The 24,544-nt window shown below is 60.8% G+C and carries 20 protein-coding genes; 12 read left to right on the top strand and 8 right to left on the bottom strand.

The features are described from left to right. Positions 1-68 precede the first annotated feature (68 nt). Positions 69-1,133 (bottom strand): alpha/beta fold hydrolase, encoded by a 1,065-nt coding sequence (locus OGI63_RS01305; RefSeq protein WP_011742599.1) that lies wholly within the window; start codon positions 1,131-1,133, stop codon positions 69-71. A gap of 110 nt (positions 1,134-1,243) precedes the next feature. Between OGI63_RS01305 and OGI63_RS01300 the strand changes: the two genes are divergently transcribed. From OGI63_RS01300 to OGI63_RS01290, 3 genes are read left to right on the top strand one after another with little or no spacing between them, the layout of a single operon-like run. Then, entirely contained in the window at positions 1,244-1,414 is a 171-nt protein-coding gene (locus OGI63_RS01300; RefSeq protein WP_172761224.1) for a hypothetical protein, read from the top strand. Positions 1,415-1,422: 8 nt separating this feature from the next. Beyond that, positions 1,423-2,088, top strand: coding sequence for a response regulator (locus tag OGI63_RS01295; RefSeq protein ID WP_011742598.1), 666 nt, complete (start codon positions 1,423-1,425; stop codon positions 2,086-2,088). After that, entirely contained in the window at positions 2,078-3,367 is a 1,290-nt protein-coding gene (locus OGI63_RS01290) for a hypothetical protein (RefSeq protein WP_011742597.1), read from the top strand. Before OGI63_RS01295 ends, OGI63_RS01290 begins: the two co-directional genes overlap by 11 nt. A 225-nt stretch (positions 3,368-3,592) precedes the next feature. On the opposite strand, the gene OGI63_RS01285 is transcribed toward OGI63_RS01290, so the two are convergent. Next, entirely contained in the window at positions 3,593-6,103 is a 2,511-nt protein-coding gene (locus tag OGI63_RS01285; RefSeq protein ID WP_011742596.1) for a prolyl oligopeptidase family serine peptidase, read from the bottom strand. A gap of 149 nt (positions 6,104-6,252) precedes the next feature. Here OGI63_RS01285 and OGI63_RS01280 point away from each other — a divergent pair, with 149 nt between their 5' ends. Genes OGI63_RS01280 through pknB form a run of 7 tightly spaced genes read left to right on the top strand, consistent with a single transcriptional unit; the run spans position 6,253 to position 15,160 of the window. Beyond that, on the top strand, positions 6,253-6,960 hold the full coding sequence (locus OGI63_RS01280; protein ID WP_003807269.1) for an FhaA domain-containing protein: 708 nt from the start codon (positions 6,253-6,255) through the stop codon (positions 6,958-6,960). A gap of 28 nt (positions 6,961-6,988) precedes the next feature. Beyond that, positions 6,989-7,504, top strand: a complete 516-nt coding sequence (locus OGI63_RS01275) for an FHA domain-containing protein (protein ID WP_003807267.1) — start codon at positions 6,989-6,991, stop codon at positions 7,502-7,504. A 5-nt stretch (positions 7,505-7,509) separates the two neighbouring features. Beyond that, a complete protein-coding gene (locus OGI63_RS01270; RefSeq protein WP_041777456.1) occupies positions 7,510-9,123 on the top strand; it encodes a PP2C family protein-serine/threonine phosphatase in 1,614 nt (537 codons plus the stop codon). Then, positions 9,120-10,703 (top strand): FtsW/RodA/SpoVE family cell cycle protein, encoded by a 1,584-nt coding sequence (locus tag OGI63_RS01265; protein WP_011742593.1) that lies wholly within the window; start codon positions 9,120-9,122, stop codon positions 10,701-10,703. Before OGI63_RS01270 ends, OGI63_RS01265 begins: the two co-directional genes overlap by 4 nt. Further along, on the top strand, positions 10,696-12,162 hold the full coding sequence (locus OGI63_RS01260; RefSeq protein ID WP_011742592.1) for a peptidoglycan D,D-transpeptidase FtsI family protein: 1,467 nt from the start codon (positions 10,696-10,698) through the stop codon (positions 12,160-12,162). Before OGI63_RS01265 ends, OGI63_RS01260 begins: the two co-directional genes overlap by 8 nt. Next, a complete protein-coding gene (locus tag OGI63_RS01255) occupies positions 12,159-13,103 on the top strand; it encodes a serine/threonine-protein kinase (RefSeq protein ID WP_003807258.1) in 945 nt (314 codons plus the stop codon). The genes OGI63_RS01260 and OGI63_RS01255 overlap by 4 nt, the downstream gene beginning before the upstream one ends. After that, positions 13,100-15,160, top strand: coding sequence for a Stk1 family PASTA domain-containing Ser/Thr kinase (gene pknB / locus OGI63_RS01250; RefSeq protein WP_011742591.1), 2,061 nt, complete (start codon positions 13,100-13,102; stop codon positions 15,158-15,160). The genes OGI63_RS01255 and pknB overlap by 4 nt, the downstream gene beginning before the upstream one ends. 118 nt (positions 15,161-15,278) lie before the next feature. Here pknB and OGI63_RS01245 read toward each other — a convergent pair whose 3' ends face one another. The 3 genes from OGI63_RS01245 to OGI63_RS01235 form a co-directional block, all read right to left on the bottom strand. Next, complete coding sequence (locus OGI63_RS01245; RefSeq protein ID WP_041777188.1) at positions 15,279-15,923, bottom strand: anthranilate synthase component II; 645 nt, start codon at positions 15,921-15,923, stop codon at positions 15,279-15,281. 81 nt (positions 15,924-16,004) lie between these two features. Next, the gene (locus OGI63_RS01240; RefSeq protein ID WP_011742589.1) at positions 16,005-17,099 is read right to left on the bottom strand and encodes a class E sortase; all 1,095 of its coding nucleotides are present in this window, start codon (positions 17,097-17,099) and stop codon (positions 16,005-16,007) included. A 6-nt stretch (positions 17,100-17,105) separates the two neighbouring features. Beyond that, positions 17,106-17,885, bottom strand: a complete 780-nt coding sequence (locus OGI63_RS01235) for a DUF881 domain-containing protein (RefSeq protein WP_011742588.1) — start codon at positions 17,883-17,885, stop codon at positions 17,106-17,108. 141 nt (positions 17,886-18,026) lie between these two features. Here OGI63_RS01235 and crgA point away from each other — a divergent pair, with 141 nt between their 5' ends. Further along, positions 18,027-18,488 (top strand): cell division protein CrgA, encoded by a 462-nt coding sequence (crgA, locus tag OGI63_RS01230; protein ID WP_021913503.1) that lies wholly within the window; start codon positions 18,027-18,029, stop codon positions 18,486-18,488. Between the two features lie 189 nt (positions 18,489-18,677). Here crgA and OGI63_RS01225 read toward each other — a convergent pair whose 3' ends face one another. Continuing rightward, positions 18,678-19,952, bottom strand: a complete 1,275-nt coding sequence (locus tag OGI63_RS01225) for a class I SAM-dependent methyltransferase (RefSeq protein WP_264309054.1) — start codon at positions 19,950-19,952, stop codon at positions 18,678-18,680. A gap of 409 nt (positions 19,953-20,361) precedes the next feature. Then, positions 20,362-21,150: a rhomboid family intramembrane serine protease gene (locus tag OGI63_RS01220; RefSeq protein ID WP_041777187.1), complete on the bottom strand. Its 789-nt coding sequence runs from the start codon at positions 21,148-21,150 to the stop codon at positions 20,362-20,364. Positions 21,151-21,290: 140 nt separating this feature from the next. On the opposite strand from OGI63_RS01220, the gene OGI63_RS01215 reads away from it, so the two are divergent. After that, positions 21,291-21,521 (top strand): hypothetical protein, encoded by a 231-nt coding sequence (locus OGI63_RS01215; RefSeq protein WP_021913506.1) that lies wholly within the window; start codon positions 21,291-21,293, stop codon positions 21,519-21,521. A 328-nt stretch (positions 21,522-21,849) separates the two neighbouring features. On the opposite strand, the gene OGI63_RS01210 is transcribed toward OGI63_RS01215, so the two are convergent. After that, on the bottom strand, positions 21,850-24,306 hold the full coding sequence (locus OGI63_RS01210; protein WP_011742583.1) for a glycogen/starch/alpha-glucan phosphorylase: 2,457 nt from the start codon (positions 24,304-24,306) through the stop codon (positions 21,850-21,852). Positions 24,307-24,544: the final 238 nt, after the last annotated feature.

Here is a 24,544-nt window from a genome sequence, read left to right as displayed (position 1 = left end):
CTCCTTCCCCTTCACTGTTCGCTCATCGCACACCGTACACGCCGCATGTGTCTTGCAGTGGCAGCCGCTCACAGACTGTCCGCGGGCGCGCTGAAGAAGTCGAGAATCTTGTTCACATACGGTCCGACCACCGTGTTCGGCATGGAGAAGATCTCGTGCAACGACTTGCCGTACCGTATTTTTTCGATTAATCCGCCGCCTTCGCGCACGCGTTCCACGAAATCGTCCTGCGGACCGTTCAGGACCCAGACGTCACGGCCCGCTTGGAACAGCAGCGTCGGAGTTTCGATCGCACCGCACATGTCCGGTTTGAGTACGGCTCGAGACAATGCCATCGCCTGATGCGCCCATTCGAAGGTGGCCGCGTTGGTCTGGCATGCCACGTCGTCGACGCGCTGCTTGTGGAACCAGCGAACGCGCGCCTCGGACGCGCCCTTATGCTCGTCGAGATCGAGTTCGGGGGAAAAATCGGTGTGACCGAATACGCGCGCTTTGCCGAATCCCAAGCCGCACAACGCGCCTGTAGCGATGCGTGCGATCCATGTCGGCATACCGACGACGGGGGCGATCATGGGTGCGGACAACACGGCCTTGTCGAACAGGCTCGGATAGTGTTCCATCACGGCCGCGCCGATGCCGCCGCCCATCGAATGGCAGTACAGGTTCAGTGGCTCGCCGCACGCGTATTCGCGGCCCACAGTGTCGGCGAAGGCTGCGAAATCGGACACATACCGGCGCCAATCGTCGATCCACACCAGGCTGGGATTGTCCACGTCATGCACGGAATGACCGTGCCCGCGATGCTCGAGGATGCATACGGAATAGCCGGCCAGCAGGAAATACCATGCCATCTCGCTGTATTTTCGCGCGAATTCGGTGAATCCGTGCGAAATGACGATCGCACCGCGGAACACGCCCGAAGCGCCGTCCTCACGCAGCACGTCGAATTTGGCCGCGTCGTAACAGCAATAGTGCAACCGGCCGGGTTCGTCCAGTTTGGGCAGCGCGTCGCCGTTCCAGTCAACGGTGGCTGGATCCATCCATCCTTCCGTCATGCAGGCGTCCAGCGCGGGCAGCACCTTGCTTTCCATTTCGGCGTCGTAATTCGCCTCGTCGAGCAGCCTAAGAGTCATGCTTTCATCATACGAATCCCACATGAACAGCCTTCAGAGCCCCACGCTTCGGCTCCACGGATCGAACGCGCCTCCTCACTCGTGGACGCGCTCCCCCGTACAATGTCGGTATGAAAATCATGTCATTGTGTGTGGCATTCGTCATGCTCTGCACCATGCAGCCAGCCGGAACGATGACCCCTTCCAACGGGAAGGCTGCCATCTTCGCCGACGCGGCGAGAGGAACCGCATCCGCCATCATCGACTGCCCGCCGCCGCTTTACTGGCTGTGTGGAAAGTGAGCCATGCGATGAATCCCGCGAAATCCGCAGCTCCCATACCAAAAATCCACCGTGTAGCGCTGGTCGACAACGATCCTCGCGCGTTGGAATCGCTGAGCCTTCTCATCGAAGCGAAGGTCCCCACGGCCTACGTGGTGTGGACGGCCACTTCCGGCGACGAAGCGATCGAACGTTGCCAGAGGAACGACGACAATCTCAACCTGCTTGTATTGGACATGTCCATGGAGGGCTTGCAGGGGCCGGCCATCTGCCATCGGATCCGTCTCATGGACAGGCATCTGCCGATTCTGGGCATCACCAGCTTCTCCATCAACAGCTACCGTAGCAGGCTGATGGAAGCCGGAGCGCAGGGACTGATCGGCAAGGAGGATTCCGATCAGCTGGCGAAGGCCATCGAGCGGCTCTGTGGAGGCAACGTTATGGAGGGATTCGAACCTCCCGCCCTGGCCAACGTGCGCATCAGACGCGAGGAGGAGACCTCACCGCGGCTCACCGTGCGCGAGGAGCAAATCATCTCCCTGTGCGCCGACGGCATGCTGGACAGGGAGATCGCCGAACGACTGGACATCTCCGAAAGCACCGTGCGCAAGCATATGCAGGGCATTCTCAAGAAGCTGAACTGCAAGACGGCACGCCAGGCAGTGGCATTGTGGGTGAGATCGCATGCACGCTGAACCCACAAAACCCAGACCCGTAAGCGCCTTCCGCTCCTGGCACAACCATATGCGTGCCGACCATCCGAAACTCTGGCATCCGATCCGCATAACCATCGTGGTCATCACCGTATGGTGGATCCTGTTCTGCCTGGTGCTCGCCCCGACCGACAATCCCGCGGCGATCGTCTGGACCATCATCGAAATCGCGGTGCTGCTGCTGTCACCGTTCTTTCCGAAATCGATGTCGCTGCTGTTTCTGATCATGAGCCAGTCGGGACCTTGGCTCATACCCGGAGCCGACGTCAACTCGCTGCCGGGAATCCTTTACACGTTCGGCATGCTCGCCTACGAAACCAACAATCTCGTGGCGCTGCTGCTGCTCGCTTATTCCATAGGCGACCAGCTGTTCCGTCAACTGGTCCTTGGCACGAGCCGCAGCAATCCCGTGGCCATCATCGCCATGGTCAGCCTGGTACTGATGCTCGGATGCGGTTTGCGATGGAACCAGGCCGTAGCCGGCAGCCGCGCCGAGGCGGAGCAGGCGAAAGCGCGATTACGGGAGATGGAAAGCCGCAGTCACATCGCGGAAGCCATACACGACGCCGTGACGGGAGATCTGTCCGCCGCGGCTTTCGTCGCGCAACGTCGCATCGATGCATTGTCCGGCGGAGGCGATGGCGATGGCAGCGCCTCGACGGATGGTGACGACGGCAAGAACGCGGACGAAAGACGCGATGAGCTCGACAAATGGACGCAGGTCAACGATTACATCCTGTCCGCCCTGACCAACGTGCATCGCGTCATCGACGAACTGGATATGGACGTCACCGTCCTTGAGGAGGATGCGGACGGCAAGGCCTTCTCCGACCTGCTCAAAGCCACGATGGCCGGCGGCGACCGGCGTCTACGCGCGCTCGGCTTCGACATCACCTCGATCCTCCATGTGGCGGGCGGTGCGCCAAGCGCCTCCCCGAGCCTGGCCGGAATCGCCAATGATCTGCTTCGCGAGACCTACGCCAACATCGCGCGTCACGCCCAGTCCGGCAGCAAAGCCGACCTGTCGGTGATACTCAAGCCGAACGCCGTCGAAATCACGCAGATCAACCAGGCGAGGACCACCGAAACGGATCGCACGCAGCCGGGAGGCCACGGCCTCGCGTATTTCAGCAAACAGCTCGAATCGCATGGCGGCAAACTCGAGACAACGCTGCGCGACGGCGAATGGACGCTGTTCGCCTATCTGCCGATTCCGGTGCCCGAAACCCTGCCACCCCTTGCCGGACACCCCGAATCGTGACTGGCTCCGACGGTCGCGAGAAACGAAAGGGTACTACAAAAGGTGCTACACAGATGTGGTACACCCTTACTTGCAGGGGTGTTCACGCCATCCTATCTTCCCTATTGAGAAGGGTTACGCGTCTCCCTGTGACCCGACGGATACTTGGCAGTCCGTCGAATCGCAGGGGGACGCGTTCTTTTTTTTCTTCGGTTGTATCGGAACGTCAGTTCCGCCGGAACACCGTCAGACCAGCGCGTCGGCGAGGAAGTCGCGCTGCAGCAGCAACAGGTTGCGCGCCACCGTCTCGTCGTTGGTCATGTGCGTGATGCCGTTGAGCGGCAGGAACGTGTGCTTCCTGCCGGCCGCCATCAGCGCCTGGCTCAATCGCAGGCTATTGGCGATCGTCACATTGTCGTCGGCGAAACCGTGGATGAGCATAAGCGGGCGACTGAGTTTCGGCGCGTCCGCGACGATGCTGTTACGTTCGTACGTGGTCGGATCGAGTCCCAGGTAGCGCTCGGTGTAATGCGTGTCGTACAGCGTCCAGTCGGTCGGCGGAGCGCCCGCGCAGGCCGCGGCGAAGGTGTCGGGCGCGTCCAGCACGGCGAGCGCGGACAGGAAGCCGCCGTAGGACCAGCCGATCATCGCCACGCGGCCGAGGTCGGGTTTCGGCACGGCAACGCCGGTTTTGGTGGCGATCGAGGCAAGCGCGTCGGGCAGCGCGTACACGGCGTCGACCTGGTCCTCAAGCGTCACGGCTTTCATGTTTTCGTAGATCGCGCGATCCCACTTCGGTCCGCGGCCGGTGGTGCCGCGACCGTCGGCGGTGACCACGATGTAGCCTTGGTCGGCCCACCACTGCGCGTCCCAGTAGAACGACTGGCTTTCCACGACCTGCTGGAAACCGGGGCCGCCGTAAGGCTTCATGAGGACCGGCAACTGGTCGGCATGCGCGTATGCGCTGTCCGCCGACGGCAGGATGACCGCCGCGTACAGGGCGCGTTCGCCGAGGCGGACGAATCGCACGTTCGGCATGAAACCGGGGGTTTCGGCGTGGTTTTCGATCGGCGAAACCACCATCGACATCATGTCGGCGGCGTCGACGCCATCACCATCACCGTCCGTCGTGCGCACGTTCATGCAATGCTGCATCTGCATCGCGGCATCGTCCATGCCACGGCCGGTCACCACGCAACCGTCGCCGGCGCGGCTCATCGTCCACTGTCCGGGAACGTAGGTGAGCGGCTCCCAGTCGCCGTCGTAACGGATCGAGACCACGTCGAAGCTGCGGGCGTCGTGATCGTCCGCGTTGGACTGCCACAGGAACGGCAGATCGGCGGCCGGCAGCAGTTCCGGCGTGCGCTGCACCACGCACAGCACGTCGTCGTCGGTCACGTCGAGCACTTCGCGCACCTGCAGGCCCTTGGGTGTGAATGGCGTGCCGTCCACGGTCAGACGGTTCGTGTCGGCGTCCATGTCGTTCATCGCGCACACGAGACGGCCGTCAGGCGTGTATGCGGGGGTGCCGGCGATCAGGTCGAGCCAGCAGTCGTTGCTATGTTCCTCAAGCACGCGCGTGGTGCCGGGTTCTTCGCCGGGCGCGTATTCGGGGATGGCGATGGAGAAGGTCTCCACTTCGCTGCCGTCCTCGTCGGTGAAGCCGTTTTCCGGCGCGCTCATGGTCACGATAGGCTCGCCCACGTGGACGGCGAGCACCTGGTCGTGCTGCTGAAGCCGGTCCTGCACAAGTAGCAGCGGCTCGTGGCCTTCGGTCCAGCTGACGGCGGCCAGGTATTCGTACGATTCGCGGTCCCATTCCACGTTGTGTGCGATGCCGCCGTAGTAGCAGCCGTCCGTATCGTAGCCGAGTTCCAGCAGCGTCAGATGCACGTCGGCGTTGGCCGTCATCGCCTGCGGATAGCGGCGGGCCTGCGCAGGTTTCGTTGGATCGGCCGGGTCGGCGATGTACCAGGTCTGCTCGTGGGATGCGTCGAAGGTTTCGAAGAGCACATACTTGGAATCAGGCGACCACCAGAAGCCGTCGTAACGGTCCATTTCCTCACCTGCGGCGAATTCGGCGAGACCGATTTTCCATTCGCCTGCTTGCGATTCGGCCGCGTCGCTTTGCGCGTCATCTTTCGTGCCGTCCTGCGTATCGGCAACGTCGTCAGCGTCGTCTTGCGGAACGGACGCGACGATGGACACCGCATCGCCCGCGTCTTCGCCTGCGTCCGTCGTGTCCGACACGTCCGCAAGATCGACGTCCACCAAATACGTGCCGGTCGTATACATGATGTGTCGTCCGTCGGGGCTGATGCGCGGGTTCAGCACCGGCTTGAATTCCGGTTCGTCGATGGCGATGCCGTGCGTCACGCCGGCCGCGATATCCGTCAGGAACAGCTGGCCGTTGATGGTGAACGTCACGCGGTTGCCGGCCGCATCGACCGAATAGCCGACGATGCCGGAACCACCTTCACGCGCACGTTCGCGGCGCGCCTTTTCCTCAGCCGGCACATCCTCGGCGTCGGCGTCAGCCAGCAGCGTACGCGGATCGGCAAGCAGAATCTCGTCGGTATCGCCATCGCTGCCGATCACGCTCATCCACAGGGAGGTGACGGTGTCCTCCGGACCGTCCGAACGCAGGAACAGCGCACGCGAACCGTCGCCGATCGCGCGGGCGGAACGTGGCGCGCCGCAGGTGAATCGCAAGGTACGGGCCTTCAGCCCAGGAAACTCATCAATCGCATCATTCATACCTTCCAATCTACCGACCGTCACGCACCACTCGCCGCCAATACCCCGGACGCAACCCCCTTCACATGAAATTTTTGCAAGCAAGTAGCCTTCGAATTGGCGCTCGGCAGGCTACAGCGTAGGATAGTCAAGGACAGAAAGGGACAAGTATGAGTGTTCTCGACCGATTTGAGAAGAGCGTGGAAGGCGCCGTCAACGGGGTTTTCGCGAAGTTCGGGTCTAAAGACCTGAAGCCCGTCGACCTTTCCAGCGCTCTGGAACGCGAGATCGACAAAGAAGCCATGCCCGTCACGCGCGATCGCACCGTAGCCCCGAACGAGTACCGTTTCAAGCTCAGCACTCCGGATTTCAACAACATCGTCGAGTGGGGCGCCGAAACGCTCGCCAATGAACTTGCCGACAACCTCACCCAGTATGCGAAGAGCCAGAACTACGCGTTCGTCGGCCCGGTCGTGGTGATCTTCGAAGAGGATCTTGAACTTTCCAAGGGCGATTACCGGCTTTCCAGCGAATCCGTGCAGGGCAACACCGTGCCGGTCACGACCGACGCGCAGACCGAGGATTGCCCGATGTTGGAGATCGGCGAGCACCAGTATCTGCTCACCGAGGAAAAGACCATCATCGGCCGTGGTTCCGATTGCGACATCGTCATCGACGACCCCGGCATCTCCCGTCGTCACATGGAGATCGACGTCACCGACAACGGCAACACCGTCATCGCCCGCGACCTGAACTCCACCAACGGCATGTACGTCGAAGGCCATCATGTTGAGGCGGCAACGCTGCTCGACGGCAACACGATCACCATCGGCCGAACCCGCATCCTGTACTGGGCCTCCTCGCAGGAGCAGGAGTAATCAGCCCCAACCTGGAGAGCCGCCTTCTATGCTCACTGAATTAACGTTTGCGATCCTCAAGTACGGGTTTCTCGTACTGCTTTGGATCTTCGTGGCCTGTACGGTACGTTCGCTGTACAGGGATATCGAAACGCTCAGCCCGCGCAAGTCGCGGGCTCATCGTCGTAAGGAGCGCGCCGCGCGCAAGGCCGTCGAATCGCCTGCGCCCGTAGCCGCCGCAGCCCCTTCGGCAAGCGCCGCAACCAATGCCAAACCAACTCTGCTGGTCATTATCGATGGCCCCCTTGCCGGCAGTTCCGTCCCTCTGGCCGGCAACACCATCACACTTGGCCGTTCCGCTTCGAACACCGTGGTGCTGGATGATGAATTCGTTTCCTCCCACCATGCGCGCGTCTACACCGATCCCGCCACCGGCCGTTGGGCCATCGAGGATCTGGGATCCACCAACGGCACCGTCGTCAATCATCAGCGTCTGAACGCGCCGATGATTCTTGGCGCGCGCGTGCCTGTGCGCATCGGTGCGACCACCTTCGAATTGAGGTGACGTTTTTGCCGACTTCCACCGCTTCGCAACAATTGTTCATGTATTCCACCGTCGTCTCCGACGTGGGCACCGTGCGTTCCAACAACCAGGATTCCGCGTTCGCCGGCGAGCATCTCATCGCCATCTGCGACGGCATGGGCGGGCATGCCGGCGGCGACACCGCCTCCACCATCGCCATCCGGTCGCTGGCGCACATCGAACAGGACAATGTTGACGGCGACGTGCAGGTCGTCTCCCATATGATGGCGACTTCCGTCATGGCCGCGCACGACGCGATCGTCGGCAAAGCCAAACGTGAGCGTCGTCTTGCCGGCATGGGCACCACCGTCACGTCCGTGGCACTGGTCGCCGGCTGCTGGGTATTGGCGCATATCGGCGATTCCCGCGCGTATCTGCTGCACGACGGCCATCTGGTCCGCATGACCAGCGACCACAGCTACGTGCAGCATCTCATCGACACCGGCCGTATCAGCGAGGCCGAGGCGCGCAACCATCCGCAACGCAATGTGGTGATGCGCGTGCTGGGCGATTTCGACATCGATTCGCGCCCTGACATCGCCATCCGCAAGGCGCATCCGGGCGACCGTTGGCTGCTGTGCTCCGACGGCCTGTGCGGCGTGCTGGAAGATTCCACGCTTGAAGAAGTGCTGTCCACCTGCGCCGATCAGGAGGAGTGCGCGCAGCGGCTCGTATCGATGGCGTTGCGTGCGGGCAGCACCGACAACGTCACCGCGGTGATCGCCGACGCGACGCTCGCGCTCGACGCGGACGCGTTCGACCTGCCGCATCAGACGCCGCTGGTCGGCGGCGCGGCCAGCGCAAGCTTGGAAACCATCGCGGACATCGTCAACGAACCGGTCGCTTCCGCCCCGCCTCTGCGCGAAGGCAAACAGTCGCCGGCGGCGCGTGCCGCGGCCCTGCGCAGCGGCAAGGATCCCAACGAGGAGCCGAAACAGCCGGAACAGCGCGTCGCGCAGCCGTCGTCGGTCCGCGAAGACAATGGCGACCGTGTCAATACCGATACCGGGGAAATTCCGATTGTGCAGAAGCGCAACGGGCGTATTTCCGCCGATCCGAACGATCCGGAAGTCGCCAAGGCGATTCGCAACGAACATATCGAGGAACGTAAGACGAAACGGTCGCGCAAATTCCGCAACCGCATCATCACCATACTCATCATCATTCTGGTGCTGCTTGGCGTTGCCGGCGTGGGCGTGGGCACCTACCGTTGGAGCCAAACCAAGTACTACATCGGCGACAACAACGGCAAAGTGGCGATTTTCCAAGGCGTGCCGACGAGCATCTTCGGTGCCAAACTGTCACATGCCGTCACCGACACCAATATGAAGACCAGCGATCTGCCGCCAAGCTGGCGCGAACAGCTTGACCAGGGCATCTCCTTCGACACGTACGGCGAAGCGAAAAGCCATACCCGTCTGATCAAAAAGCAGCTGAACGATGCGAAGCGCAAGCAAGAGGCGAGGCAGCAGGAGAAGGCCGAAGCCGAGCAGAAGGCGAAGGACGAAGCAGCCGCCAAGCAGAAGCAGCAGGACGAAGCGGCGAAAAAGGCCGCCGATCAGGCCGCGCAGACCAACAAGTCGGGCGGTGACAAGTCATGATCGCAACACGCTTGAGACAGCTTGGCATGCTGCTGTTCAGCATGCTGCTGTGCGCGGTGGCGTTCTTCCAGATGTTTGAACGCACCACGAACGGCTTCCCGCAAAACTATGTGTGGATGCTCGCGTTCGTAAGCGCGCTGTTCCTGACCGCCTGGGGTCTGCTGCTGCGATTCCAGCCGCACGCCGACCAATCGGTCATGTGCTGCGTGCTGGTATTGACGGGCATCGGCGTCACGATGATCGCACGCCTCGACCAAGACACCAAAACCACAGTGGCGTTCCGACAGTTGCTTTGGTTGGCGATCGCACTGGTGTTTGCCAACCTGCTGGTGGTGTTCATGAGGGATTACCGCGTATTGCGGCGATTCTCGTACGTCAGCATGGTGATCGGCATCGTGCTGTTGCTGTCGCCAATGCTGCCGGTGGTCGGTTCCGAACAGTACGGCGCACGCATCTGGGTGAAGATTCCCGGCTTGGGATCGTTCCAGCCGAGCGAATTCGCCAAACTGTTCCTGGCGTTCTTCTTCGCTTCGTATCTGTTCGACCATCGCGACCAGCTTGCCGTCGGCGGAAAGAAGATTCTCGGCATCCAACTGCCACGCATCAAGGATATGGGACCGATCATCGTGGTGTGGATCGTCTCCATGGGCGTTCTGGTCCTGCAGCATGATCTGGGCACGTCACTGATGTTCTTCGCCATGTTCGTGTCCATGCTGTACGTGGCCACCGGGCGTAAAAGCTGGATCGTCATCGGATTCATCGCCTTCGCCGCCGGCGCGGTGGCGGCGGCAAGCATCTTCAGCCACGTCGGCTCGCGTGTGGACGCCTGGCTTCACCCGTTCTCCGCGGCTCAATACAACAAGGAATACGGCGGCTCATACCAGCTCGTCACCGGCATTTTCGGCTTGGCTTCCGGCGGTCTGATGGGCACCGGCCTCGGTCAGGGCCACCCGTCGATCACCCCGATCGCAAATTCCGACTACATTTACGCGGCATTGGGCGAGGAGCTGGGATTGACCGGCCTGATGGCCATTCTCATGCTGTATCTGCTGATCATCGCAGCCGGCATGATCACCGCGATGAAAATCAAGGACGGCTTCGGCAAGCTGCTTGCGTCCGGCTTGGTGTTCACCATGGCCTTCCAGGTGTTCACCGTGGTCGGCGGTATCACGCTGGTCATTCCGCTGACCGGTCTGACGCTTCCCTACATGGCGGCCGGCGGTTCGTCGCTGATCGCAAACTACATGCTGGCCGCGCTGCTGATCGTCATCTCCAATTCCGCGAACAGGCCGGAATCCGAGATTGACAGCGACACATTCCAGCAGGAAGCCGTCAGGGTGTTGCGCGAACGCGAGCGGAACCGTCGTACCGAAATCGCCGGCAATACGCGTTCGGGTGCGGCGAAGGCTTCGGCCATCCCGGCCGTGCGGGCAAACCATGCGGGCGCAGCCGGACAAGCAGGTCATGCCGTGCCCGCCAATCAAACCAGCCAAGCCGGCCAGACCGATCAATCCAATCCGACGATTCCGATAACCGGAGTCCTGCCGACGATCGACCAGCAAGGAGCATCGCATGAATAAGTCGCTCCGCCAGCTGTTCACCATCGTGGTGGCCTTGTTCGTCATTCTGGGCATGTCCACCACCATCATCATGGCCATCCGAGCCAACCAGCTCACCAACGACGCACGTAACGTCCGCGCGCTGTACCACGAATACGGCGCACCGCGCGGGTCCATTCTCGCCGCGGACGGATCGGTCATCGCAAAATCCGATCCTTCCAACGATTCGTTCTCGTACCAGCGTTCCTATTCCGCCGGCGAACTGTATGCGCCGGTCACCGGATTCTTCTCCATCAGCCAGCGTGGCTGGAGCGGCGTCGAAGCGTCCCGCAGCTCGCTGCTGTCGGGCCAGTCGGAGCAGCTGCTCTGGCAGCGGTTCAAGTCGCTGTTCACCGGGCAGGAGAACAAGGGCGCCAATATCGAAACGTCCATCGATCCGAAGATTCAGCAGGCCGCATACAACAGCCTCGGCAGCACGGATGGCGCCGCAGTGGCCATCGAGCCGAAAACCGGCCGTATCCTCGCCATGGTCAGCACGCCCAGCTACGACCCGAACCAGCTGGCCAGCCATGACATGAGCCAGGCGAACAGCAACTACGGCGTGCTGTCCCAGGACGCCACCAATCCGATGCTCAACCGAGCCACTTCGCAGCTGTATCCTCCGGGGTCCACGTTCAAAACGGTGGTGGCCGCCGCGGCTTTGGAAACCGGCCAATACCAGCCGGATACGCAGATTCCGGCAGGAGCAAGCTACACGCTTCCCGGCACCGTCACGCAACTGACCAACGCCGTACCGCAGGCCGACGGCGCTGACGGCAAGATCTCCATGGAGGACGCGCTGGCGTATTCGTCGAACACCGCGTTCGCCCAGTTGGGCGTGTCGTTGGGCGACAACGCCGTCTCGTCCATGGCCAAGAAACTTGGTTTTGACAGCCCGATCACCGTGGACGGTTCCGATTACACCGGAACCCCGTGGGTGTCGGTCACGTCGAAGTTCCCCACCGACATCAACGACGACAAGCTCGCATTGGCGTCTATCGGCCAGGGAGACACCGTGGTGACACCGTTGCAGAATGCTATGGTGGCCGCCGCCATAGCCAATGATGGCAAGCTTATGCAGCCCACGCTGGTCGACCGCGTGCGTTCCGCCGACTTGTCGGTCATTTCGCAGACCAAGCCCACGGTCATGTCCCATGCGTTCAGTGCGGATACGGCCAACAAGCTCACCCAGATGATGGAGGCCGTGGTCACCAAGGAGAACACGAATCTGGCCATCAACGGCGTGCAGGTGGCCGTCAAGACGGGTACCGCGCAGATTGGAAACGGCAATACGTCCATCGACGGCTGGGTGATCGGATTCGCACCGGCGGACGATCCGAAGATCGCGGTGGCGGTCGTGGTGCATAACGTGGACCTGTACGGCTCGTTCGCGGCAGGACCGATTATGAAAGCAATGATGCAGGAGGCGCTGGCAGAATGAAACTGGTTGAAGGACAGCTCATCCACCGACGCTACAGGTTAGATTCCCGCCTGGCCCAAGGTGGTATGGGTGAAGTGTGGAAAGGCTATGACATCCAACTTGGACGTCCGGTGGCCATCAAGGCGCTACGTGGCGATTTGGGCGTCACCCAGGAGGCCAAACTGCTTCGTCTGCGCGCGGAAGCCCATAATTCCGCCAATCTTGCGCATCCGAACATCGCTGCGCTGTTCGAATATTACGAGCATGACGGCATCGGATTCCTCATCATGGAATACGTGCCGAGCAAGTCGCTTGCAGACCTGTACCACGAGCAGAACGGCCCGATGGACCCGATCAAGCTGCTGCCGATTCTCATTCAGACCGCACGCGGCCTGTTCGTCGCGCATTCCCATGGCGTGATCCACCGTGACGTGAAGCCGGCGAACATCATGGTGTCCGATTCCGGCGAGGTGAAGATCACCGACTTCGGCGTCTCCTACTCCACCAACCAGGAGCAGATCACGCAGGACGGCATGGTCGTGGGCACCGCGCAGTACATTTCCCCGGAGCAGGCGCAGGGCAAGCATGCCACGCCGCAATCCGATATCTATTCGCTTGGCGTCGTCGCCTATGAGGGCCTGTGCGGACACCGTCCGTTCACGGGCGCCACACCGGTCGACATCGCCGCAGCACATGTCAATAATCCGGTTCCGCCGCTGCCCGACACCGTCGATGTGCAGTTGCGTGAATTCGTCATGTCGATGTTGGCCAAGGACCCGCTGGACCGTCCGAAGGACGCGCTGGTGGTGTCACGCACCCTGTCCCGCATCGAACGCCGTCTGCTCGACCAGCAGACGCAGCTGGCCGACACGATGGTCGTCTCTTCGGGAGGAAGGCTTCCCCGACGTGTGGTCAGCAAACCCCATATCTCCGTGAGCAATGATTGGAAGGAACAGGGATGAACATCAACATGCCTACCTCTCTGGCCGGGGGCCGTTATCAGCTCGGCCAACTCGTCGGCCGTGGCGGCATGGCCGAAGTGCATGTGGCGACCGACACGCGTCTGGGGCGTACCGTCGCCGTCAAGATCATGCGCGCCGATTTCGCCACTGACAGCATCTTCCTTGAGCGTTTCCGCCGTGAAGCCCATTCCGTCGCGCAGATGAACAACCCGAACATCGTGAACATCTACGATTCGGGCGAGGAAACCGTCACCACGGAAACCGGCGAGATCGAGCATCTGCCGTATCTGGTGATGGAGTACGTCAAGGGTCAGACCCTGCGTGACATCCTCAAGGTGAATGGCGCGCTGAGCCAGCGCGACGCCGAGCAGGTGATGATGGGCGTGCTCAACGCGCTCGAATACTCGCACCGCATGGGCATCATCCACCGCGACATCAAGCCCGGCAACATCATGATTTCCGAGCAGGGCGTGGTCAAGGTCATGGACTTCGGCATCGCCCGCGCGATCGACGATTCCGCGGCCACGATGACGCAGTCGCAGGGCGTCGTCGGCACCGCGCAATACCTGTCTCCGGAGCAGGCGCGCGGCGAAAGCGTCGACATGCGTTCCGACCTGTATTCCGCCGGCTGCGTGCTGTACGAAATGCTCACCGGCCGGCCGCCGTTCACCGGCGATTCGGCGGTGGCGATCGCCTACCAGCATGTGTCGGAAGTCGCCACTCCCCCAAGCACGATCGTGCCGGGCCTGCCGAAGATGTGGGATTCGATCTGCGCGAAGGCGATGGCCAAGGATCGGCAGAACCGTTACGCCACCGCTTCCGAGTTCAAGAACGATCTGCTGACGTTCATGAACGGCGGTGTGCCGATGGCTGCCGCGTTCAACCCGTTGACCGACCTGACCAACATGAAGGCCCGCAAGCAGGCCGAAATGGATGCAGCCACCGTGCCCATGGCGCCGGCGACGGATGCGCCGACGCAGGCGTTCAATCCGGTCACCGGCCAGTTCGAGGCCGTGCCGAATCCGAATGGCGGAGTCGAAACGAAGACCCGTGCGGAACAGCGTGCCAAGGCCGTGCAGGAGCGTAAGAAGAAGCAGATCATCATCGCTTCCGTGGTCGGCAGCATCGTTGTTTTGCTGGCCGTCATCGGTATTTTCTTCGCGTTGAACGGGCATAAGAACACTGCGGATCTGGTGTCCGTGCCGGACTTCACCGACACGTCGAACATTTCCCAGGCGCGTGTGGAAGAACAGCTTAAGGCCCTTGGTCTGAAGCTTGACGCCCGTGACGATGCCACATCCAGCCAGCCAAAGGGCACCATCACCAAGCAGAATCCGCAAGGCGGCAGGAAAGTGGCGAAGGGCTCCACGGTCTCCGTGTGGTTCTCCACTGGCCCACAAGCGGTCCCTGTTCCGGATGTGTCCGGCAAGACCCAGGAGGAGGCGAAGAGCATCCTCGAGGCTGCCGGATTCAAGGTAGGCAACGTCAAGACCGTGGATAACGCCACCATTGCGAAGGATCAGGTGGTGAACACCGATCCGGCCGCGAATTCGAAGCAGACCAAGGGCACCATCATCACGCTGTACATTTCGTCCGGCATGACCAAGATTCCGGATGGTCTGGTAGGCCAGGCCAAGGATTCGGTCATCGCGCAGCTCAAGCAGGCTGGTCTGACGCAGATCACCATCGAAAGCGAGTATTCCGATTCGGTGCAGTCCGGTGCAGTCACCCGCATCGATCCGGGTTCCGGCAGCACCGTCGAAATGGGCACCGCGGTGACCATTTGGGTGTCCACCGGCAAGCAGCAGACCAGCGTGCCGAACGTGGCCGGTATGAACTACGCGGATGCCAAGGCTCTGCTGGAAGGCTACGGCTTCCAGGTCAACGTTTCCGGCCCGCAGGACGGCACGGTTGCTTCCATGAGCCCGAATGGTGGCAGCAAGGCCGATAACGGCTCCACCATCACGCTGACCACCAAGGCCCAGCCCGCCACCGACACCGGTGACAATAGCAACGGCAACACCACTGACAACAATCAGCAGCAACCACAGCACTAATCAGTGATGATGAAAAAGGAGCGGCTCAACGCCGCTCCTTTTTCATATCCCGTACCGTAAAAACCTTGCCGGTTCTCTGCGGAATGCGGATTGCAGACTACCTTCGAGCTACAGCCTCCTACTCAACAACCTTAGGCTGCAATCCAGCCGACTTCTCAACCGCGGAATCCTGCCCGCACACCTTCAGCCAGTTGGCCAGCAGACGGTAGCCGTCCTGGGTCATCACGGACTCCGGATGGAACTGCACCGCGTACATCGGCTTGCTGCGATGCTTGATGCCCTGCACGATGTGGTCGCCCTGCGTCCACGCGGTCACCACCAGATCGTCCGGCACGGACTCCGGTTCCACTGCCAGGGAATGGTAGCGCGTGGCGGTCATCGGATTGGCCACGCCGTCGAAGATCTCATCGTCGATATGCTCAACCTGGCTGGTTTTGCCATGCATGATGGTCGGCGCGTGGCTCACGATGGCACCGAACACTTCGGCGAGCGCCTGCATGCCGAGGCATACGCCGAACATCGGCTTGTCGAGCTTCGCGCACAGGCGGATCATGTCCTCGCTGGCGCCGGATTCGGCCGGAGCGCCGGGGCCAGGAGAAATCAGCACGCCGTCGTATTCGTCGATCACGCCCGGCTGGGACGGGTCGATCGCGTCGTTGCGCACCACGGTCACCGTGGCGCCGAGCGTCTTGAGATAGCCGACGATCGTATAGACGAACGAATCGTAATTATCTACCACCAGAATGCGTGCGGAATCGGTCATCATGCTCCAATCAACGTTTGAACAGCAGTGTACGTGCGTTCCGTGCCGCAGCAACGTCCGCGTCTCACGCAGCGGCAGCCTTTAGATGGCCGTGTAGTTCGACATCTCCTGCAACATCGGAATAGTCGACGCGGCCCACGGGAACAGCCATTCGAAGCACGATGCGGCCGCTGCGAAAACCAGCAGCAGCACCAGCAGCAGACGGATCGGCAGCACGCCCGGCTGCAGTCGCACCAGGCTGCCGTACAGGCTGAAATCGGCCTTCTTTCGTCTTCCTGCGCGCACGTCGGCGAGATACGGCCATCGCCAGGCGACGGCGGCGGAAATAAATATGATCACGTATGCGGCGAGCGCGCCGAAGATCCACGGTTTCAGCGTATCGATCGACGACAGGAACGACGACTGTTCGTTGTTGACGAATTTGACTGTGCCGTTGGCGTTTTGGGAGGCCAGTTCCTGTGGGATGCCGTCGGAGACCTTCGCCCAGTAGGAGAATTCGGCGTAGCTGATCCAGCGGTGCGTCGGCGTGGAGTATTTCGGTTCGCAGGTGGTCATGGTCAGCATGCGTTTGGTCGGTGTTGCGCCGGGGTTTTCGGGGTTGGCCGCCACCACTTCGGTCTGTGTCGGCAGCACGATTTTGTAGCTGGTGTAGTGGTACACGTACCAGTAATCCTGCGTGCGGACGATGATCGGGTCGCCTTCCTGCAGTTTGTCGACGTCGCCGAGCGGCTGCCCGTAGCCGTTGCGGTGGCCGGCGAATGCGAAGTTGCCGACCTGGCCGGGCATCTGCGAATCCGTGTAGTGGCCGAGGCCGTGCTTGTTGAGCTGTGTCAGGTCCGTGCCTTCCACCAGGTTGCGCTGCCATTGGCTGCCGAATCGCGGTATGTAGATTTGGGCGATGAGTTCGCCTTCCGTGGCGCTTTGCGGCTGTACAGGCGGGTCACCCTGCTGTGCCTTCGCCACGGTGACGTTGCCGGACTTTCCTGGATCGGACCAGGATACGGATTGGCGGGTTTCGATCTGGTTATGCTCCGACTGCACGCCCGTCCACCACATCTGCCATGCGATGTACAGCGCGCAGATGGCGGCGGCGGTCAGCATGAGTTCGGCGAGGATGCCGAGTATCGTCCACAGCGCGCTTTTGGTGCGTCCGCCACGGCTTGCCACATGTTTCATCGATTGTTATTTCCCCTCTTGCGAGTCGCCGTTCTTGTCGTTTTCGAGCGCTTTCGCATACTGCAACGGCTGCTGCAACGCGTCGGTCGCGTCGAAATGCAGTTTCGTTTTCTCGTCGACCTGCCATCCCAGGCCGAACGCGCTCACGTACTGCTTGTAGATGGACACTTCCTCGGAATCGTCGAGCGCTTTTCTCATGCCCTCCACTGGTCCGATCGCCGAGATTTTGAACGGCGGCGAATACTTCTTGCCTTGCAGCAGCAGCACGTTGCCGGAGCAGCGTACGGCGGAGTTGAACAATACGCGCTGGTCCATGATCTGCATGGATTCGGCGCCTCCCGCCCACAGCGCGTTGACCACGGCTTCGATGTCCTGCTGGTGCACCACGTAATCGTTGATGTTGGCGCTGGATCCGTTGGCGTCGACCATGTTCTCCCATAGCGGCGAATCGTCGAGCGTCACCACCAGTCCCGGGCCTTCCACGGCGGGGAGCATGGTGCCGTTGCCGGCGCTTTCGCTGTCTTGCGATCCGTCGGCGTTCTGGCTGTCGAGTGTTTTGCTCAGATCGTTGACTCTGGTGCTCAGCGCATCGATTTCGGACCGTAGCGAGTTCACTTTTTTCACGCGCTGTTCCACGAGTTCGGCGGTATCGTTGCTGACCACCACGGAACGGTTGACGCGCAGGTTGGTGGACAGCAGGAATCCGGAGAACAGCAGCACGAGGAACGCCGCGACGCCGGCCGCCTTCGACCGTTTCGCGCTGTGCTTTCCGGTATGCTTCGCCATACGCGCCTTTCCAAACCTGCCTGAATCCGCCGGGTTTCACTGAACAATTGTCCTGATTTTGAACAGTTTTACGCCGTGAGTTCGCCGCTTTCGAGTCTACCCACTATTATGACTTTTAGCCTATTAAAGGAGACTATGCTGATGGCTGACGAAGAGCTGCACGAAACCACCGCGGATGACCAGAAGGATCTGCAGTCCGCCGACGACACCGCTGCCGTCGAGGAAACCACCGAAGATGTCGTCGACAAGACTTCTGTTGACGAGGACCAGTCCGACGATGACGATCTCGATATTCCTATGGACCGTGTCGAAGCGGTGCTGAACGCCACCGTTGATAAGGATTCGCTGTCACCGCAGATGCAACGCATGATGAACCGTCAGGCGGAGAACACCCGCCGTGTGGAGGAAAGCATCAAGGGCACCAAGTCCAACCCGCGCTGGTTCGTGCCGCTGTTCTGCGCGCTGATGATCATCGGTCTGGTGTGGGCCGTGGTCTACTACCTGACCACCGATTATCCGATTCCGCACATCGGCGCTTGGAACCTGGCCATCGCGTTCGCAATCATCATGGTCGGTTTCATTATGACCATGTGGTGGCGCTGAGTCGGTTTTCTCCGTTTCGCCTATTCCATCGAGGCTTATTCAAAAGACGCCGGGTTCTTTGCGATCCGGCGTCTTTTTTCATCCGCTTCATCCACTTCATCCACTTTACTTACCGCGTCTGCATCGCCCCGCTTCAGCTTTAGGAAAAGCGGTTTCCTGTCGAGTGGAAAGCCGCCGCTTACCCGCCGATTATCTGCTGATTTTTGCCGTCCGAATCAGCACGTGGTCGCCGCCTTGCATGGTGGTGCCGAACAGGTAGGCGTCGCCGCCGTCGGCGAGCTTGAGTTTCTTGCGCAATTGCGGCGCGGTGAGTGGGAAATTACGCACGGCGATGTTGGCACGGTCCAAGCCGGACAGCAATCGCTTCAGCTCCTTCTTACCCATACCGCCGATCGTTTCAATCGCAAAACCGCGCCCCGGAAAACCATCGACCGGCTCGTCCGATACGAACAGGTGGCTGCTCGGGCCGATCTGCACCGCCCCGAATCGCGCTTCCACCACGTCGAAGCAGCCGGCCTTCATGATCGACGCGTTCGGCTCGTACAGGTAGCGCAGCTCGTGCGGCAGCGGCGCGTCCCCGATGCGCAGGCCGCGCGTATAGGCGGCCGCATCGTAGTCGAGTCGCTGATCGTCGTTCACGCAGTACACGTGCGGCGCACGCGTGTCTGCCGCTGCGGCATCGGACGTTGCCCCGGCAGCCTTGCCGTCCAGCACCAGAAGCAGTTCCTTGCATTCGTTGCCGGTGGAGACGATGTGCACTTCGGCCACAGTGCCCGCGAAATCGTCGACCGCCTTGCGCCAGTCGAGCATCGGCGACAGTTTGATCATCACATATCGTGCCTTAGCCAGCAGCAGATCGCGCAGCGCCAGCACGTCGGGCGTGCAGTCCTCGATCGCGTAGGTGCGGGCGCCGTGCTCGTCGCGGCGGGCCGGGTCGATGTAGATCAGCTGCGCCGGCTCCATCGCACGTAGGTATTCGACGCCGTCGCCGCACACCACCTGTGCTTGCGTGAGGCCCAGCGCCGCCATATTGTGCGCGGCCAGTTCGCATAGATGCGATTGGCGTTCCACGTACGTGGCGTGACCGAATCCTCGGGCGAGATATGAGAAATCGACGCCGAATCCGCCTGTCAGGTCCGTCATGGTCGCGTCGTTGGCCGTCTGTCCCGCCGATTGCGGCAGAGATCGCAACAGACGCCGGGCGATTTCGGCCTTGTATTGCGTTGTGAACTGCGATGAGCACTGTTCCATGGAAATATGCGCGGGATAGACGATATCCGCGCAGGCGGCCCATTGCGGCAGTTTGTTGCGGGCGATTTGCCAGCCCGCGATCTGGTCGAGCGCGGCCGGCAAGTCGAGGTCCGCCGTCCGTTTGGTTTTGAGCGCTAGGTCACGCACATCTTCATTGCGATGCGCCTCGGCGAAGGCGCGCGTCACGTCGTTGAGCAGTGGTCCGTCACTCATGGTTCCTCTCCCCTTCTTCGCAAGTATCTGCCATGTCGCACGTATATCGTCGCACGCGTATCCTGCGTCCGTGGCGCATCGGTATTGCGTCCTTGTCGATTGCCTTCGTCATCTTATCTTTCCTGTGGATAACAAGTGGACAAATGTGGATGAATGTGGATAACGCCCATATTTTGTGCCTGAGTCAACGTCGCACCACGAAATACCGGCGGCGATTTTCCCCATTTTTGTGGGGTGTGGATATCGGTTATCCACAATTTTCACATAGGAAATTCCTTATGTTCCGCCATTTTGTGAATATCCTTGTGGATAATCCACCACGTTATCCCCGACTTACCCACAGGTTTGACATCACTTATCCACAAAGTTATCCACGGATGTGGAAAACTACATGTGTGTAGTTCCCGCATTACTGGTACAGAAGTGACATATGCATCAGCGGATTGCCGGCGTTGCATCCCACGATGATCGCCACGACCACCACGAACACCGTGATGCCGTACACCGTGGTGCGCCACGTCAGGCTTTTGCCGCGGAACGCATGCAGGCCGGTGACCAGCAGCCACGCAAGCACGCCGCCGACGATGAATCCGCCGACATGCGCCTGCCATGCAATGCCCGGCGTGATCACCGGCATCAGGAAGTTGATCAGCATCCAAATCAGCATCGAACGAATATCGATGCCTATTCTCCTGTACACCACCAGAATCGCGGCGAACAGGCCGAACAGCGCGCCGGACGCGCCATATGCGGCGGTCATCCATCCCGACGGCGAGCACACGGCCCACACCATCAGTCCGGCGCCGCCGCCCAATCCGGACAGCAGGTACAGCGCAAGATACGGCCAATGCCCCATCATGCGTTCCAGCACGGGCCCCACGCACCACAAAGTAAGCATGTTGAACAGGATGTGCCACAGCGAGGTCGGCTGGTGCAGGAACATCGAGGTGATGAAGGTCCACGGGTGCCGGACGGCCGTGGCGGGCAGCAGCATGCCGGCGTTCACGAACGCGTTGCCGCCTTCGGGCCAGACGAGGAAGAGGACCGCTTCGATGGTCCACACCACGATGCAGATCGCCATGATGGCGGTGGTGATGACCGGGTCGCCGTTGCGCCACCGGTATCGCAGCGATCGGGCGGAGAACAGATCCTTGAACGATGGGGAATCGGGAAACAGACTGAATCGTTGGTATGCCATAGCTCAACACTACCGGCACATGCGGTATTTTCCGGCGCGTAAATCCACCCAATCGACACATTCCACGAATTAAGATAGGGAACAGAGCTGGCTTGAACGAGCAGGTCAGCCAGTGTTTGGAAACCTTGAAAGGAGCCGTCATGGAGAACAAGTCTTCTAACGGTTGGAAGTTCTTCGCACTGCTCTTCGGAGCTTTGCTTGCTGGCGTCGTCGGTCTGTACATCTACAAGCAGCAGAATCCCGACTATGACCCGTGGGAGGAACCGTGGGAGAACAGCTCCTCGCCGGTCGACCTGGGCCTGACCAAGGACGCCGAGCCGGAGGCCGACGCCACTGCCGCCGCTCCTGCCGCTGAGCCGGAAGCCGCTTGATTTCGCCTTTCCCCGGCACACCTATGCCGCGTTGGGTTTGTTGCTTCGCCCTGTATCTTGCGATACAGGGTTTTTCTTTTGCTTTTGCGATTGCGATTGGCTTGCGGCCTTCCGTCGTACTGTCGCTGTATTGCCACGTACGTTCGGCACGTACGTTCGGGCACTACCGGCATACGCAATCGGACATGCGAAAAACATACGAAAAGGCCCTTGGAAAATCCCAAGGGCCTTCGTCGTCATCACTTATCCGCCCATTGCGAAACGGACGGAGCGAAAGCGATCATGCGTGCGTCGGCGATGCCAGCGACGTTTCATGACCGCTCCATAATCACTTGAGCGGACCGGTGTGCCAGATGCGCTCGAGGTAATCCTCGATGGAGCGGTCGGAGCTGAAGTAGCCGGAGTTGGCCACGTTGAGCACGGCCATGCGGCTCCACTTCATCGGATCGCGGTAGGTTTCCTCGATCTGGGCCTGGATGTCCATGTACGCGCGGAAGTCGGCGAGCGTCATGAAGTAATCCTTGTTCAGCCAATCGTTGACGAGGTCCTTGTAGGTGTCCTTGTCGCCGTCGGAGAAGGTGCCGTCGGCAACCATATCGATGGCGGCCTTGAGCTGCGGGTCCTTCTCGTAGTACTCGCGGGACAGACCCTTGGTGTCGTAGCCCTTGGCGTACAGCGCAGAGACTTCCGGCTCGGTCATGCCGAACAGGAAGAAGTTCTCGGCGCCCACACGCTCACGGATCTCGACGTTGGCGCCATCGAGGGTGCCGACGGTCAGAGCGCCGTTGAGGGCGAACTTCATGTTGCCGGTGCCGGAGGCTTCCTTGCCGGCCTGGGAGATCTGCTCGTCGAGGTCGGTGGCCGGAATGAGGTTCATGGCCAGCTCGATGTTGTAGTTCCACGGGAAGTAGACGTTCAGCTTGCCCTTGACGTCCGGGTCGTTGTTGATGACGCGGACGACGTTGTTGATCAGCTGGATGGTCTGCTTGGCCAGGTAGTAGCCCGGAGCGGCCTTAGCGCCGAACACGATGGTGCGCGGCATGATGTCGTCGGCGGAGACCTTGCCGGACTTGATGTCGGCGTAGTCGGCGATGACGGACAGGATCTTCAGGGCCTGGCGCTTGTACTCGTGCAGACGCTTGACCATGGTGTTGATCATGGTGTTCGGGTCGATGTCGAAGCCGTACTTGCGCTTGGCGAAGTTGGAGAAGTCGACCTTGTTGGCCTGCTTGACGGCGGCGAACTTCTTGACGAACTCGTCATCGTCGGCCAGCGGGATGAGGCCCTTGAGCAGTTCGAGGTCGCTCAGCCACTTGTCGGTGCCGAGGCCTTCGGTGATGAGGTCGGACAGGCGCGGGTTGGCCAGCTTGATGAAGCGGCGAGGGGTCACGCCGTTGGTCACGTTGGTGAACTTGTCCGGATACACGTCGGAGAAGTTCTTCAGGGTGACGTCCTTGAGCAGCTGGGAGTGCAGCTCGGCCACGCCGTTGACGTGGGAGCCGCCATAGGTGGCCAGGTAGGCCATGCGCACGGAGTCGCCGGTGTAGATGGCCATGTCCTTGATGGTCTCCTCGGCAACGCCCTTGGCCTTGAGCTCGGCCTCGAACTGGTCGTTGATCTTCTCGATGATCTCGAGATGACGCGGCAGCAGTTCGCCGATGAGCTTGGACGGCCACACTTCCAGAGCTTCCGGAAGCAGGGTGTGGCAGGTGTAGTTGAAGGTCTTGTTGGTAATCGTCCAGGCGGTGTCCCAATCGTAGCCATACTCGTCCATGAGCACGCGCATGAGCTCCGGAATGCCGATGACCGGGTGGGTGTCGTTGAGCTGGAAGTTGATCTTGTCCGGGAAGGTGGTCAGATCCGGCTTGTCCTGGCCCGGGTAGAAGACGCGGATGGCGTCGTGGATGGAGGCGGACACGAAGAAGTACTGCTGCTCGAGGCGCAGAGCCTTGCCCTGCGGGGTGGAGTCTTCCGGATACAGGATCTTGGAGATGTTCTCGGCCTCGACCTGCGGCTTGACGGCGTCGAGGTACTCGGACTTGTTGAAGGTGAGCAGATCGAACTCGTCGTAGCTCTTGGCGGTCCACAGGCGCAGGGTGTTCACGCGGCCGGAGGCGTAGCCCGGAACCATGTAGTCGACCGGGACGGCGCGCACGGACCAAGCCGGCTTCCAAACCTTCTTGCCGTTCTCTTCGACGACTTCGCCGCCGAAGGAGACCTTCTGGTCGCGGTTGTAGTCGATGTGGCCCCACGGCTCTTCGTTGGCCAGCCAGTAATCCGGGGTCTCGATCTGCTTGCCGTTCTCGTCGAATTCCTGCTTGAAGATGCCGTACTTGTACTGGATGCCGTAACCGAACGCCGGCACGCCGAGGGAGGCGAGGGAGTCGATGAAGCAGGCGGCCAGACGGCCCAGGCCACCATTGCCGAGTCCCGGCTCGTATTCGGCGTCGATGACTTCCTGCGCATCGAAGCCGAGAGCTTCCACGGCCTTGTCGAACTGGTCGGTCAGTCCGGCGTTGAGCAGCGCGTTCTCGAGCTGCTTGCCCATGAGGAACTCAGCGGACAGGTAGCCCACGGCCTTGGTGTTGCCGTTGACCATGTCGGCCTGGGTCTTCATCCAGGAATCCACGAGATGGCGACGCACTGCGGCGGACGCGGCAACGTACACGTCGGCCGGCTTGGCCTGCTCGACGGTGACGCCCTGGGTGTACTTCAGCTGCTCACGAATCTCGTCAGCGAACTGTTCCGCGGTGACCGCGGACTTCGGTGCGGTAATTTCAGTCATTGATTGACTCCCTTTGACGGATACTCTCCAGGAACATTATGCCTTACTTCAGCGTCCTTGCATTTGCGGCCGCATGAACACTAAGTAACATCATGCATACGTTCTCATGTACAGCATACTACGTAATCATAAAAAGACGAAATTCCCAGCAATCGTAAGCCGGCATTCGTTTGCAAAAAACATTGCAAAAACTGCAACGCAACGTATGGCGCCCATTAAGCGAGGGCACCACAATCGC

The organism is Bifidobacterium sp. KRGSERBCFTRI (assembly GCF_025908335.1).
The sequence above is the reverse complement of the archived record's forward strand: the minus strand, read 5'-3'. Positions and strand labels throughout refer to the sequence as shown.